General features: G+C 62.6%; 12 protein-coding genes. 3 read left to right on the forward strand and 9 right to left on the reverse strand.

Going from position 1 to position 13,857, the window contains the following annotated elements; all coding sequences use genetic code 11:
• Positions 1 to 11 precede the first annotated feature (11 nt).
• Positions 12 to 593: a hypothetical protein gene (locus A5663_RS15500; protein WP_156744499.1), complete on the forward strand. Its 582-nt coding sequence runs from the start codon at positions 12 to 14 to the stop codon at positions 591 to 593.
• Positions 594 to 926: 333 nt separating this feature from the next.
• Here the strand turns inward: A5663_RS15500 and A5663_RS15505 are convergent, their stop codons facing one another.
• From A5663_RS15505 to A5663_RS15515, 3 genes are read right to left on the reverse strand one after another with little or no spacing between them, the layout of a single operon-like run.
• Entirely contained in the window at positions 927 to 2,189 is a 1,263-nt protein-coding gene (locus A5663_RS15505; protein WP_068150727.1) for an NAD(P)/FAD-dependent oxidoreductase, read from the reverse strand.
• Between the two features lie 7 nt (positions 2,190 to 2,196).
• Positions 2,197 to 2,385, reverse strand: coding sequence for a ferredoxin (locus A5663_RS15510; protein WP_068150730.1), 189 nt, complete (start codon positions 2,383 to 2,385; stop codon positions 2,197 to 2,199).
• Between the two features lie 39 nt (positions 2,386 to 2,424).
• Positions 2,425 to 3,354: a metal-dependent hydrolase gene (locus A5663_RS15515; protein ID WP_068150733.1), complete on the reverse strand. Its 930-nt coding sequence runs from the start codon at positions 3,352 to 3,354 to the stop codon at positions 2,425 to 2,427.
• A 165-nt stretch (positions 3,355 to 3,519) separates the two neighbouring features.
• Between A5663_RS15515 and A5663_RS15520 the strand changes: the two genes are divergently transcribed.
• Together A5663_RS15520 and A5663_RS15525 are read left to right on the forward strand one after the other, a co-directional pair.
• Positions 3,520 to 4,116, forward strand: a complete 597-nt coding sequence (locus tag A5663_RS15520; RefSeq protein WP_068150734.1) for a TetR/AcrR family transcriptional regulator — start codon at positions 3,520 to 3,522, stop codon at positions 4,114 to 4,116.
• A gap of 23 nt (positions 4,117 to 4,139) precedes the next feature.
• Positions 4,140 to 5,306 (forward strand): FAD-binding domain, encoded by a 1,167-nt coding sequence (locus A5663_RS15525; RefSeq protein WP_068150740.1) that lies wholly within the window; start codon positions 4,140 to 4,142, stop codon positions 5,304 to 5,306.
• Between the two features lie 115 nt (positions 5,307 to 5,421).
• On the opposite strand, the gene A5663_RS15530 is transcribed toward A5663_RS15525, so the two are convergent.
• From A5663_RS15530 to A5663_RS15555, 6 genes are all read right to left on the reverse strand, one after another.
• A complete protein-coding gene (locus tag A5663_RS15530) occupies positions 5,422 to 9,429 on the reverse strand; it encodes a DEAD/DEAH box helicase (RefSeq protein ID WP_068150829.1) in 4,008 nt (1,335 codons plus the stop codon).
• Positions 9,430 to 9,519: 90 nt separating this feature from the next.
• On the reverse strand, positions 9,520 to 10,482 hold the full coding sequence (locus A5663_RS23095) for a hypothetical protein (protein WP_156744500.1): 963 nt from the start codon (positions 10,480 to 10,482) through the stop codon (positions 9,520 to 9,522).
• Positions 10,483 to 10,602: 120 nt separating this feature from the next.
• Positions 10,603 to 11,364 carry a hypothetical protein gene (locus A5663_RS15540; RefSeq protein ID WP_068150749.1) on the reverse strand — a complete coding sequence of 254 codons (762 nt, stop codon included), beginning with the start codon at positions 11,362 to 11,364 and terminating at the stop codon, positions 10,603 to 10,605.
• 56 nt (positions 11,365 to 11,420) lie between these two features.
• A complete protein-coding gene (locus A5663_RS15545) occupies positions 11,421 to 11,717 on the reverse strand; it encodes a hypothetical protein (RefSeq protein WP_068150754.1) in 297 nt (98 codons plus the stop codon).
• Positions 11,718 to 11,996: 279 nt separating this feature from the next.
• Complete coding sequence (locus tag A5663_RS15550) at positions 11,997 to 13,430, reverse strand: AAA family ATPase (RefSeq protein WP_068150757.1); 1,434 nt, start codon at positions 13,428 to 13,430, stop codon at positions 11,997 to 11,999.
• A gap of 183 nt (positions 13,431 to 13,613) precedes the next feature.
• Positions 13,614 to 13,835: a helix-turn-helix domain-containing protein gene (locus A5663_RS15555; protein ID WP_068150759.1), complete on the reverse strand. Its 222-nt coding sequence runs from the start codon at positions 13,833 to 13,835 to the stop codon at positions 13,614 to 13,616.
• Between the last annotated feature and the right edge of the window lie 22 nt (positions 13,836 to 13,857).

Genomic DNA, 13,857 nt, shown 5'->3' on the forward strand with positions numbered 1-13,857 from the left:
CCACACACAGCATGACCGCTCATGCGCTCAGATCGCCCGGCGATTTCGCCGGTGAGCAGCAGCGATTCGTTCAGATGGCAGCCGACCGGCCGTTAGCATCGACCCCTATGGGGAGGAACATCCTGGCGCTCACCGCGACCATCGCAGCAGGGATCATGCTGGCTGGATGCGGAGATGGCCGCGACACTGCTGCGTCGAGCACGACGGCAACGACCAGCGTCTCTCCCGCCGAAGCGATCGCAAAGTGGGGAAGCGATCATTTCTCGTCCAGCCTGGACGACATCGGCAAAGACTTCACCTGGATCGGCGGAGCGATGCAAGGCCTCGACTTCACCGACGCACGCGCAGCCTGCCGCGATCTGGACACCAACGTGAACAAGCTCGAAGCGAAACTGCCCACGCCGGACCGCGTTCTCACCGGCCATGTTTCTGTGGTCGTCGAGAATCTCCGCGAGTTCTCGCAGCGGTGCCAGGGCCTCAACCCGCAAACCACCGAGGCGCAACTCCAAGAGATGAGTTCGTATCGAAAGCAGGCCGAAACGGCGATGAACGAAGCGGTGCAGATGGTCAAGAGGGCGCAGCAAGCCTCTTAACGGGAAAAGGTCGACCTGCGGTCAAAAAGTGGAGCTAAGGGGATTCGAACCCCTGACCCCCACACTGCCAGGGTAAAATAAGGTGTGCTGGAACGTATTCGGACGTCTAGAGCGTGCCGATTCGTCCACGTCAGCGGGTCAGTTTCGTGCTCATGTGTCTACCGCGTGTTTGCGAGTGATCAAGAGTATTAGGACACTGCTAGGACACGCCGAACAGGTGTTCGCGTTGAAGTCGTGACCCTACGCCGTGTTCTTCCGTCCGCTGCGCAATCTCGAACACCCACCGGGATGCCGTAGTAACCAATTCCGTGACTTCACACCTCGACTATCGCGTCACCGGGTGGCCGGTCGTCGCTGTGGCTCTGATGTTGAAGTGGTTAAACCGGCTTTCGCGTGGGGGCGTGGAGGGAAGGTCGCTCGGTGTGTGATAGCGCTGCGGTACTCGTTTACTCGGCCGGGGATGGTGCTGAGCACCGCGACTGTTCGTCCGTCCTTCCCGTATGCAGCGACGAACTCCTTGGCGCGCAGGCTTCCCTCGATGACCTCTACGGTGTCGTATCCCGTTGGCACGCCGACCAGTTGGAGCTTCACGTCGTATTGGTCGGACCAGAAATACGGCACTGCGTCATACTCTTGGGCGTCAGCGGATCCGGCCAACAGATTGCGCGCCGCTGTGACGCCTTGGCGGGAGGCTTGGTCCCAGTGCTCGATCCGTAGATGCTGCTGATAGAGCGGGTGCCACCAGCGCGCAACATCGCCTGCGGCGACGACGTCGGTCACGGCTTCTGCGGCACCGGTCGCGTCGCACACCACACCCTTGTCCAGCTTGATTCCGGAGCCTTGTAGCCAATCGGTGGCTGGCTCAACCCCGAGGCCGAAGAGGACCAGATCGGCCTTCACCTTTGAACCGTCGCTGAGTTGAACGGACTTGACATGACCGTTGCCGGCGAAACCGTCGACTTTGACGCCGACTCGCACGTCGACGCCGCGTTGGCGATGCAGATCGGTCCAGCAGCTTCCCATCTCCTCGCCCAATGCGGAGTGCAGTAAGGCACTGGCCCGAGACAACAGAGTCACCTTGTGGCCCAACGAGCGCAGGCTTGCGGCGACTTCGGTGCCGATGAACCCGCCGCCGATCACCACGACGCGAGTGCGTCTGCCGAGCTTGGAGCGGATGGCCAAGCAGTCGTCGACGGTGCGAAGCGGCATAACGCCGCCGGGCACTTTGCCACCGGCCCATTGGCGTACATCGGCGCCGCTGGCGATGACGAGCCCGTCGAACTTCAGCGCACTGACTTGGTTGCCGTCGCGGACGTGAACGGTGCGTGACGCCATGTCCAGCCCGACGGCATTAGCGCCTCGCAGTATTCTTGCGTCAAACTCATTTTGCGGCGCCATGTCTATGCCCGCCCGGTGCACTTCGCCGGTTAACAGCTTTTTCGATAAGGCCGGACGGTGGTAGGGCGCATGCCGTTCGGCGCCGACGATCGTCAGCTCACCGTCAAAACCTTCTGATCGGAGCGTTTGCGCGGCCATCGTTCCCGCCACTCCGCCCCCGACGACGACAATCTGCTTTAGCTGATGATCTGACGGCATGGTGCGGTCAGTCCTTCACAGTGATTGCGCCGGTGGGACACGAGACTTCCGCACCGACCAGCTTGTCGCGCAGCTCGTCTCCGGGCTGTTCCTGAAGAAGGTGCAGGCCGTCCTCGCGCACATCGAACACTTCGCGGCAAATGCTCATGCAGACGCCGTTGCCGTCGCAGGTATCGAAATCCACCAGAACCTTCATCGACACTCCTCTTTGGTTGACCGCTTACGGGTGGGCGCCTTAGCTGTGGGCGGCTTGCATCGCCGCTGACCGTTCGTGTGCTTCGGCGCGCTCGCGGGCGTCTCGGGCCGCCGGAGAGTACGAGAGGTAGTCCAGTGCCATTTGGGTATCCGCCTCGGGTCCGGGATGGTGGCTGGGGCGCATATACCGGAGAGGCACTGTTACCAGCAGGTGCCATGGCCCCGGCAGCAGATCCTTGCGGGCAGCTCGCCGCCAGTCGCGCCAACGCCACTTAGCGTCGATCGACTTGTCGTTGGCCATCAGATAGCGGGCGCCCCGAATCCACCAGAAGATGAACAGTGGTGCGGTCATCAGCATCGAAAACGCTCTGATCCAATAACTTCCACACACGTTCTGGTAGACGTCGAACACCAGAGAGCGGTGCTCGACCTCTTCGGCGCCGTGCCAGCGCAGCAGATCGAGCATGACAGGGTCGGCGCCCGCGTTTTCCAGCCCCTTGTTCTGCAGCACCCACTGCCCCAGGACCGCAGTGAAATGTTCAAGGGAAGCCACATCGGCCAGGCGCCGATAGAGCCACCACCGCTTCAGCGGCGCCGGAAATATCTTCGGCGGATCACCCAGCGACACCGACAGCCATTTCCCGAGCCGATCGGTGTATTCAGTGGTGTCGATGCCTTGCTCGGCCAACCGGTCCAAGACCACCTGATGCGCCCAGGCGTGCCAGGATTCCTGCTGGATGAACGGCTTGATGGCCGCCTCCAGCTCCGGGTCGTCGACCAGTGATGACGCTTCGAGAATGGCTTTGATGAAGTGGCGCTCGCCCTCGGGAAGCAGCAGATGTAGCACGTTGACCATGTGTGTCGAGAACGGGTCGCCCGGCACCCAATGCACTGGCAGGTTCGACCAATCGAAGCGGACCTGGCGGCGAAACGCGGGGTGTCCGTCGTGATGCAATTCCACTTCAGGCATGGATCACTCCTTGCTTGCACTTCGTGGCCCTTCTGGGTCCTCGTTCAGTGAGTCGCAGTCGCCCGTTCTGGTCAGCTTGTCGCGAGCGGGCGCCGCATGCACTATTAGTAGACAGACCCATCTGTCTCTAAACCACCGACTCGCCAGGGCACAGGAGAGCTTCGAATGACGACCAATGACGCGCCCAGCGCCCGCGAGCGGATCATCGGCACCAGCTACGAACTGTTCACCCACCGCGGGATCTGCGACGTCGGCGTCGACGAAGTCGTGGCTAAGGCGGGCGTCGCGAAGGCGACCCTGTATCGGCACTTTTCGTCCAAAGAGGACCTTGTGCTCGCGTTCATGGACCGCCGCGCCCAGGTGTGGACCAATGAAGTGATCGACCGGCAACCCCGCGAGCGCGCCGAGGACCCGAAGGAACAACTCCTCGCGTTGTTCGACGTATTGGATGAGTGGTTCCACCGCCGCTCGGACTACGAAGCCTGTTCCTTCGTAAAGGTCCTGTTCGAGGTGGGCGCTGAAGGCCGCATCGGTCAGGCATGCGTCGGCCACCTCGACAAAATCCGAGACATCCTTCGCGACCGTGCCGAGCAGGCCGGCTTACGCGATGCCAAGGACCTGGCATGGAGCCTCAACATCCTGGTGAAGGGAAGCATCGTCTGCGCTGCCGAAGGCGACGTTGACTCGGCCCGGCGAGCTAAACCTGTCGCGGCTTGGCTGATCGAGCAGCACACTCTCGACAAACCCCCAACAGGTGCTTAGTGCGGCAGGAATAGCGCCTGATTATGCGTATTGCCATTAGCGGAGCAGGCGTTGCGGGCGCTGCGCTCGCACACTGGCTGCACAGAACGGGCCATACGTCGACGCTCATCGAGCAGGCGCCGGGCTTCCGCACCGGCGGGTACATGATCGACTTCTGGGGTGTCGGCTACCGCGTGGCCAAACGCATGGGCATCGAGGAACGGATCCGAGCCGCCGGTTATGACGTGCAGTACGTCCGGACTGTCGGGTACGACGGTGACACTCAAGCAGAGCTAGACGTCGACGTCTTTCGCCGCATGATCGGCGACAACATGATCAGCCTCCCGCGGGGGGATCTCGCGGCCGCCATCTACGCCGACATCGAGGGAACGGTCGAAACGATCTTCGGGGATAGCATCGACAGCATCGAGGAGCACTCGGAGTGCCTCCGGGTCACCTTCGAGAAGACGGCTCCGCGTGAGTTCGATCTTGTCGTCGGCGCGGACGGGCTCCATTCCAATGTGCGCAGTCTCGTCTTCGGCCCCGAAGAGAATTTCGAGCACTACCTTGGCTGCAAAGTGGCGGCGTGCGTAGTGGATAGCTACCGACCCCGCGACGATCTCGTCTATGTGACTTACGGCATTCCGGGCGGCCAGGTGGGGAGGTTCACCCTTCGTGACGATCGCACGATGTTCTTGTTCGTGTTCCGCGGCGAGCATGACAGCGGCGGATTTTCACCAAAAGATCAGCTCCGCAACACGTTCGGCGACGCAGGTTGGGAATGCTCCCGTATCTTGACAGCGATCGACGACATCGACGATCTTTACTTCGATGTGGTCAGCCAAATCCGCATGGACTGCTGGTCGCACGGCCGAGTGGCGCTGATCGGCGACGCGGCGGGGTGCATATCGTTGCTCGGGGGCGAGGGCACCGGATTGGCGATCACAGCGGCCTACATCATGGCGGGCGAAATTGAACGCGCCGGCAACGACTATCGCCGCGCCTTCGAATCCTATGAAACGCTCTTGCGTCCGTTCATCAACGATAAGCAAGCCGGTGCCGAGAAAATGATCGGCTTCTTCGCTACACGAACTCGTTTTGGTCTGTGGTTGCGAAACGTGGCCCTTCGCACTATGAACTTCCGACCGCTCGCCGCGCTGTTCGCGGGCAGGATGCGCGACAACATCGAGCTACCCGATTACGAAATCTAGCCTTTCAAGGACACCTGATTACTATCTTGGCGGGAGCTAATTCTCGGCGACACGACGGCGCTGACCCGGCGCAGTGGTCGGGTCGCCCGGCTAGCCGCTCGCCAACCTCGAATCGTCACCTGCGCCGCGCTGCACCTCCGAGCGGTGGTGCCCACTCCCAGCCAGGCACCTTGGTAAGTCGCTCATATCTATCAGGAGCGAGTATGCCTTTCTTGTGTCTCTGGCGCTGCTGGCTTACCCAGGCTCCCAGCCGATAGCCGTCATCGCTGATGTAAGTCTGAGGGGGGCTGGCGTGTCCGTTCTCTTTTTCGTACTCCAACAGTCGACGAAAAGCCTCCTCCCATAGGGCGTCGCGGGGCGTCCACTTCCACCCCGGAAGCTTTTCCAGGCGATCTCTTTGTTCCGAACTGAGGAACCCTTTGGCGAAAATCTGTCTCTGCAAGTTGACCCACGTACCTAGGCGATAACCATCTTCATCCTCAAAAGTCTGAGGTGGGCATGCATGCCCGTTCTTCCTGACGTACTTCTGCAGTCTGCGGAAGCTGTCTTCCCATCTCGAATCTCGCGGCCTCCAGTCCCATCCAGGCAGCTTCTCAAGCCGTATCCGTTGGTCACGACTGAGTGTGCCTTTGGCTTGGTTCTGCCGTTGCGATTGAACCCACATTCCTAGTCGATAGCCGTCATCATCAGCGAAGGACTGGGGCGGGGACGCGTGCCCGTTCTCGTTGACGTATCCCTGAAGCCGACGAAGCCCTTCCTCCCACCGGGCGGCGCGAACAGACACCGCCCACCCCGGAAGGTGTTCCAGTTTTTGACGCCGCTCGTCGCTGAGTGACTTCCAGTTCGTGCGCTGCACCGTTACCCACTGGCCAAGTTTGAAGCCGTCAGAGATGCAATCGCTCGGGACCAGTGCGGTGCCATTATCGCTCACGTACCTCAGAAGGTGGCTGAATCCTTCCTCCCACAACGCAATACGCGTGTTTCCCGTCCAGCCGGTAAGTGCAAGAAGACGTTTCCGCCGCTCCTCACTCAAGGACGACCAGTTCTGCCGCTGGGTGTTGACCCATACTCCAAGCTTGTAGCCATTGAACACGCACTTGCTCGGTAAGCGGGCGGTCCCATTGATGTTGACGTACTCCTGCAGGTGTTGAAAACCTTCCTCCCATCTGACGGAGCGAGCATCCATCGCCCAACCAGGAAGTCCTTGGAGTCGTTCCTGACGCTCAGCGCTCAGCGTTTTCCATCTGGTCTTTTGGTTGCTGACCCATTGACCAAGAGCAAACCCTTTGTAGACGACGTTTTGTCGGAGAAGAGCAGTTCCATATTCCGCTACGTAGTCTTGAAGGTGCCCGAATCCTTCCTCCCACCAGACCCCGCGTGCGTCGAGAGTCCAGCCCGGCAGACGTTCGAGCCGCGAGCGTTGTTCCTCGGTGAGGCGTTCCCAACGGTCGCGCTGCTTACTGACCCAACGACCTAACGGGATACCTTCGACCACAAGGGCTTGCGGCACCGCAGCATCGCCATTTTCGGCTGCGTACTCCTCCAGTAGACGACACGCCCTCTCCCACTTTTCCGGCAGAAGGTCGACCATCCACCCTTGAATTTGGCGGAGGCGAATGCGTCTCTCCTCGTTTAGCTTCTCCCAGTTGGCCCGCTGCGTTCTGGCCCATATCCCCAACTTGAATCCATCGACCTCGTAATCGCTCGGAGGGTTCGCGTCACCCGTCTCGGCTGCGTACTGCTGGAGCAACCGATAACCCTTCTCCCACCTCGTGCTCTTCGCGTCGTGGGTCCAGCCGGGAAGTTCTTCCAACCGCTGCCGCTGTTCGTCTGAGAGCTTCGCCCACTTGGTCCGTTGCTTTCCGACCCACTTACCGAGCCTGTATCCGTCTTCAGCGACCCACTCGTCGTGGACCAGGGCGTCCCCAAACTCGGCGACATACTGCTGGAGATGGGCGAACCCTTCCTCCCACTGAGTCTCACGGACATCGTTTGTCCACCCAGGAAGGGCACTGAGTCTGTTCCGTCGGTCCTCGGAGAGCGTCTCCCACTTGTTCCGCTGAACAACGACCCACTGCCCAAGGCGGTGACCGTCGTATAGCTCCATCAGCCGAACCCGAGCGGTCCCATGCTCTGCGACGTACTTCTCTAGCAGCCCGTACCAGAACTCCCACGGCGCAGTCGTCTCTTCGACTAGACGCACGTCGAACGCTCTTGCAAACTCAGTACTGACCTTCACAGGCAGGTCGAGGTGAAGCTTGCTGGGCAGCTTCACACCGGCACCGTTCTTGCCCAGGTTCCGCCGTAGGTCGTCGAGCTGCTCACCGAGTTCACGATCGTGGGCGCGGAGCGCCTTAATGACATCCCAGACTGGTTTGAAAGCCGAGATGTCCAAGGCCACTTTGGGGTCGGCGTCGGTGTCGATGAAGACTGGGATGACGATGGTCCCGACGTTCTTGTCGTGGGACTTGCGGATCGCCCGCCCGACCGCCTGGATGATGTCCACCTCGCTTCGGCGCGGGTCTATGAACGCGACACCGTCAAGCGTCGGAACGTCCACACCTTCGGCGAGGCAGCGTGCGTTTGACAGCAGCCCACGCTCACCGTCGTTAAGTCGGCTCAGGTGTTGGAGCAAGACGTGGCGCTCACCGGCGGACATTTCACCGGACGCGTGGCGTGACCACAGAGCGCCCTTCGGGCGCTGCCGGGCAGGCATCCAGTCCAGTACGCACGGCATCTCAGCCGCGAAGTCGCGGGCGCGGGCGACGCGTGAGTGGAATGAGATAGTGCGGTGCAGGTCATAGCGCCGCATTGCTTTTGCCAGCCCGATCTGTCCGGCCAGAGTTCGGGCGTCTGTAACAGTCTTACCGTCGCGGGTGACCAGTGTGCCCGTCTCTGCCCACTCCTTATAGGTCGCGTCGTCCACACCAACGACCACTACCTGGTAATCGGTGAGCAGGTCGCGCTTGATCGCCTCGCTGAACGTGAGGCGATGCAACACGCTGCCGAATTGGGATGGGTCGTCCATTGAGGCCACTTCAAGGTCGGCGTCCTGAGCCGCCTTCAGCACCCGCCCGGTGAAGTAGCGCGGGGTCGCCGTCATGAACAGTCGCCGCCGCGCCTTGATCGCCGTCTCATCGAGCACCGTCCCGAAATCGGAAGACGCGGGACCGGCCACCCTATGTGCCTCGTCCGCGATCACCAAGTCAAACGCAGGCATGCGCCCTAGGTCGAAGGCGGCGGCGATCTGGGGAGACGACTGGTAGGTCGAGAACACCACACGCGGTCCCGACCGACGCCGCATGAATGCAGCGATCTCAGAAGGATCGGTGGTGACGGGCACACCCAGCTCGCTCGTATGGCCTACCGCTGCATCCTCGTCGGAACCTCCCACCGTCTCGTCAGAGCAAACGGGCAGCGCCCCGAAAGGAACCCTGGCGTTGACCCGCCAAACCTGCATCGTCTGCTTCAGCAAGGACAGCGACGGAAGTAGTACCAGGGTCCGCTCGCAGGCAAGCTTCTCCTTGATGAACAGAGAGGTGAGGGTTTTCCCTGTCCCGCACGCCATAACAAGCTGACCGCGATCCGACTTCGTGAACCCCTTCACGACATCACGGATCGCCTCACGCTGATGATCTCTCGGATTGGCGGGCTTTCGTGGACGGGGCGGGCGCAAGTCCAACGGATCAGTGGGCCAGTCGACCTCAGAGGTGAGCAGATCGCTCAACCCGACGAAGGCAACCTGCTTCTCTTGGTCGTTGATCGTTCGCCGTGCAACGTGGTGCAGCTTGTCGGTCGTGGCGATTAGCAGCCGATAATAAAACACCGCCCGCGACGACTCCGCCAGAAACTTGTCCACGTCCGCCTTGGTTACAGCACTGGCAGGGTCGTATGCCTTGGCCTGAATCGCCCACAGCCGCCCGTCCTGGTCTTCAGCGACCAGGTCGATCCCCGCGTCTCCGCCCCAACGACCGACCCACTCGTCCCAGAGCCACACATGGCGGAGAGCGTTCTTATACGTCGGATCGTTGGTGAGAAACCACTTGCAGATGCGTTCGAACTGCCGACCCCGAACACGAGCGTCAGGATTAAGATTGGCGACGAGTTCGTCGAAGTCCCCCATGCCGGTGATTCTAAGGAGCGCCCCCGACTGTTCCGGGATCGTCGGCAGACCACCGTTCATCCGCTGGGGGCACCATGGAATGCGGGAGCGTCACTGGTACCGGGGCAGCCATGCAGCCACGGTCGGTGCCAACCAATCCGGGTAGTTAGCCCTCCGCACCGCAGCCCTGGCAGCATTCGTGGCCTGCGATTCGAAGAGACACACCGCACATTCGGTCATGACCACGGCGGCGGCGAAGCCTTCGGCCACAACCTTCAGCGTCGCCTCGTCGTCGCGGATGTAGTCAGTCATCCACTTGAAGCCATGCACGAAGCTGGAACCTATGGAGTAGAAGCGATCAGCGCCGAGTTCCATCCCGAGCGGGAGTTCGTCTGCGGCGTGCGCCGGGGGGTTTGCATCGATCCACTTGGCCGACCAACTGACGATGTCCGACGAGTTACTGGGTGGCCTTGTGCGTTCGCTCTTCGGTAGCGCTGAGATCAGAACTTGACGCTCGTCGTACTCATCGCGATGCCGCTGGAAGTTTTGGAAGTCCGCGGGAAGCCCATCACTCTGCCGCTTAGCCAACACCCGAGCTTCGATTCTTAGGAAGCTCTGTTGCGGCTGGCGCTCGCTTTGAATGAAACCACGGCATCTTGCTCGTCGCTCTGTCCGGACTGTGGGCGCGAGCAGCCACACGGTCTTGGCAGCCGCTTCAATGGCGCAACGACATAGTGAGCCCAGCGACACAATGTTGGTTCTTCCTTCCTGCAGTGGCGCCGAATGGGCTTGCGCAGCACCTACTAGGTTTTCGGCTGCCGTCATCACCGGGTACCGCGCAGTCGAGGTGACCGGGTTTTTGCCCAAGTCCGGCGTGAAATCGAGGTCGTCGAACGCGAGGCTGCTGCCTCGGTCGGGCATGAATGGCCGGGGGTCTGGTGGAGCGCTGCTGCCGTCTGGTCGCACCTGGTGCAATAGCGCCCACTCTCCGAGCCGCCAAGCACGCACTGCTCGCTCCGTGATGCTCATCATGAGCTGTGTTTTCCGAAGCCCCGCCATCGGATCTGTCGCCATCTGTCGCACGGTAACCGTGCGGAGTGACACCAGCATCAGGAGAAACGCCGGCAACTCGGCAACTTAACGAGAGTATTGGGACAACGCCCCGTCGCCCGACAAGAGCGGGCAACTCACCGCCTACCGCCTCCACCCGGTTAGCGGGTCATACCGATCGTTAATCCGAAAAGTCCACGGATTAAACCTTCGCGGCGGCGGGACCTGCTGCGGTGTCACCTCGGACTCGGCCTGCGGCTCGACCTCGGCCACCACCTGCGGTTCGGCTTCGACCACAGTCAGCGGTCTCGGTGCGGCGAACGGCTGCGGCACCGCGACCATGGATGCGACTGGCACAGGGTCTGGCTCGCCGATGTTCGACCATTCCTCGTCGTCATTCTCATCGCCGGGCAGTGCCGCTGACTTGCGAGCGTCGAGCACAGCATGCCCGGCACCGTCGGGCAGCGAGCGCAACAAGTCATCGGTCGCGTCCATCGACGCGATCGACTCGATCAGCCGCGCCGCTTCCTCGGCGAACTCGACGGCGCTGACCTGCGGGCCGACCGCGACGCGGGTCGGCGCGTCGAGGCCGTAGAGCTTGGCCAGACTATCGAGCGTGCGCAGCACGATCCTGGCCGCGTCGGTGTCGCCGGTCGTGGCGGCGAGCCAGAAGCTCGACAGCACGCCCTCAAGCCTCGCGCCATGCACCGCCCGCAGTTCGTCAATCGACTCGGCTTCACGGCGAGCGAGCAGCCGCGACACCGCGTGCCGAGCGCCGCTTTCGTCGCTGTAGTCGAGCGCGGCGGCGATCTGGGCATAGGTGTTCCCTTGAACGCGCAGCTCGACCGCCTTGAGCGCACGTTGCCGCTCGTCGGCGTCGGGCTTGTTCCGCGACGGGTTGCTCATGGTGACGGTTCCTCTCGGGTCAGGTGTTCGGACGGGCCAGATCGGACGAGGGTTTGTCAGAGCACCGGGAACGTACGCACACGGACCGCCGACCCGGCAGCCGCAACGATCCGCTCGTCGTCGGCGTCGCCGAGCGCGACGTAATTGCGGCCTCGGACCTTGCACAGCCACACGCGGCCAGTGAGCCACAGCGCGACCAGCCGGTCGCCCTTACGGTCGTGGCAGCGGGGCACCCGCCGCCTGATCGCAGCCCAAGGGTGTACGTCGTCGCGGCCCGCTTCGGCGAGCGCGGCCAGGATCGCGGCGTCGACCTGTTCGTCCGTCGGTTCGGTGGTCTTGCTGTCTGGACTCATCTCGGTATCCCTCGGTTGGGTTGGTCGGCGCGGTTCGCCGACCGTTGGGCTGTGTGTCAGTTGACGCCGCCGAGCGCCTCGGCTCGGCGGGGGCATCGGGTCATCTGGTCATCGGCACACCGCCTCTCCCGGCCACCGCGCCCAGCTTTGAGTGCGGTGCGCGTCGACCGTTCCGACCTCGTCATATCTGCAGGTAGTGCAGTGCGTCATATATACGCACTGACGCACTACTGCGTTAGTGCGTTGTGACGCACTGCAACGCACTAACGCAGTGAGCATCTATCGGCCCTCCGAATCGTCAAGATCGGGCGAAACATCGGGAGGTGGTGCGAACGGGTCGACACCGCCCGGCGACAATATGTGTGAGCGGCGGGCGCCGACTGTGACCGTCAGCAACCCGTCCTTGATCGCCTTTGCGATCGTGCGGCGGGCGTCTTGCTGAGTGAGGCCGTGTTCCTCACACAGCCGCGACTCGGCAGCGCGTTTCGACAACTGGCCCGGCTCGGCACTGACCATCGCCAGCAGAGCGGGCATGGATGCCAGGGCTGCGGAGTCCCTGCGGTTGCCGCCGCTATAGGTCAGGTGCCGGGTGGCAGCGTCGAAGTTCAGCAGACCCTCGGGCAGCGCGACGTCGCGGCCCAGCGCCGAGAAGTACCGACGACGGTTGCCGTCGTCGTCGGTCTCGTCGCCGTCGCGCACGATCTTCCACAGCGCGTCAGGCCAGTCGAGCAGTCTTGAATCGCCGCGAGCGCGTTCGTTCTGGTGTCCCATGTGCGTGATGACCATGCCCTCACCGGCCCCGATCTCGGCCAGCAGCGCGTCGAACGCCACCAGCACCCGCCCGGCGTCTTTGTCCTCGGATAAGCCGAGCGAGTCGATAACGGGACGCAGGCAGTCGAGGATCACCACGTCGGCCCCCGCGAGGCGCTGCGCCCATTCGGAGCGTATGGCGGGGTCGAGAATGTCGAATGTCGAGACCGCGCCGCGCAGCGCCAGCACCGACACCGCCTCGGTGTTGCGAATGCCCTGATCACGCAGCCAACGTCTCAGGGTGCGTGAGTCCAACTCGGTGTCAAGCAGAGCGACGCGGCTGACCGGGGTTACCGCGAACTCGCTGAGGAACTGGTCGCCGTCGACCAGCGACCGGATCACGTTGCCGACGAGCGTCGACTTTCCCGACTTGAACTGCGCGGCAAGCAGCACACGGCCAGCGGTCGGCCATACGTCGTCCATGCGGTACGTCGGCCCGTCGTCCGGCTCGGCTAGCAGGTCGGTGAGGCTGAGCGGTTCCGGCGCGGCGACAGTGGCCTCGCGGTCGGCGGCGATCTTGCGGGCGAGCGTTCTCGCCTGCGCCCGCCGATCCTCGCGGATCGCCGCCGCCTTGAGCGTCAGAACCTCGATCTCGTCTGTTGACAGTTCTCGCAGCGCCTTCATCTCGGTGTCGGAGGCGCCAGCACTCACTGCTTTGTCACCGGGGAAAAACAACATGGGCGTCGTCTTCATCGGATCGCCCATGGCGTTCCTGCGAGCGATGTCGTCGGCGAGCTTCCTCGCCCACTGCTCGGGCCGACCGTCGAGCACAGTGACCGGATACCGCCAAGCGGCCCACCGCTTCAATCGCTTCTCGTTGACGGCCTGCGCCTCGCGCTCGGCGGCAAACTTCGCAGCGAGGTCGGGGTTGTCGTAGGGGTTGTAGCCGGGTTCGCCCGGCATACGCCCCTTGGGGTCTGGTCGCTTGTGGCCGTTGGCCAACGCTCGGGTCGGTCGCCCGACCGTGGCGGCGTTATTCTTGTGCTGTTGGCTCACCCGGCCTCATCTCGGTAACTCGCCCCACTCGGTCTCGTCAACCGGCGGGGCGCACGCGTATCTAGGTCAATAGCGTTGCGCCAGTTGGTCTTATCCGTCACCGCCGAGCATCTTGAGCAGCGCCAGGGCGGGCACCCGCACGCGCTTCGCGCCGAGCTTGATCGTCGGCAGCCGCCCCTCACGCGCCATTGCGTAGCCGTAGGCACGGCTCACGCCGAGGTAGCGTGCGGCCTGCTCGATGCTGAGAGTCGGTGGCCCGCTGCGCAATTCGTCCAGAGTGGGAATTGCCTTAGCGGCTGTGGTCATCGTCATGGTTTCTATTTTGCCCCCTAGT

Origin of the sequence: Mycobacterium sp. E740 (assembly GCF_001672895.1) — a bacterium.
GTDB lineage: Bacteria > Actinomycetota > Actinomycetes > Mycobacteriales > Mycobacteriaceae > Mycobacterium.

Bases quoted from the DNA above. Each gene is read 5' to 3' on its own strand.
- A5663_RS15500 (WP_156744499.1), top strand. From the start codon at position 12: ATGACCGCTCATGCGCTCAGATCGCCCGGCGATTTCGCCGGTGAGCAG.
- A5663_RS15505 (WP_068150727.1), bottom strand. From the start codon at position 2,189: ATGCCGTCAGATCATCAGCTAAAGCAGATTGTCGTCGTCGGGGGCGGA.
- A5663_RS15510 (WP_068150730.1), bottom strand. From the start codon at position 2,385: ATGAAGGTTCTGGTGGATTTCGATACCTGCGACGGCAACGGCGTCTGC.
- A5663_RS15515 (WP_068150733.1), bottom strand. From the start codon at position 3,354: ATGCCTGAAGTGGAATTGCATCACGACGGACACCCCGCGTTTCGCCGC.
- A5663_RS15520 (WP_068150734.1), top strand. From the start codon at position 3,520: ATGACGACCAATGACGCGCCCAGCGCCCGCGAGCGGATCATCGGCACC.
- A5663_RS15525 (WP_068150740.1), top strand. From the start codon at position 4,140: ATGCGTATTGCCATTAGCGGAGCAGGCGTTGCGGGCGCTGCGCTCGCA.
- A5663_RS15530 (WP_068150829.1), bottom strand. From the start codon at position 9,429: ATGGGGGACTTCGACGAACTCGTCGCCAATCTTAATCCTGACGCTCGT.
- A5663_RS23095 (WP_156744500.1), bottom strand. From the start codon at position 10,482: ATGGCGACAGATCCGATGGCGGGGCTTCGGAAAACACAGCTCATGATG.
- A5663_RS15540 (WP_068150749.1), bottom strand. From the start codon at position 11,364: ATGAGCAACCCGTCGCGGAACAAGCCCGACGCCGACGAGCGGCAACGT.
- A5663_RS15545 (WP_068150754.1), bottom strand. From the start codon at position 11,717: ATGAGTCCAGACAGCAAGACCACCGAACCGACGGACGAACAGGTCGAC.
- A5663_RS15550 (WP_068150757.1), bottom strand. From the start codon at position 13,430: ATGCCGGGCGAACCCGGCTACAACCCCTACGACAACCCCGACCTCGCT.
- A5663_RS15555 (WP_068150759.1), bottom strand. From the start codon at position 13,835: ATGACGATGACCACAGCCGCTAAGGCAATTCCCACTCTGGACGAATTG.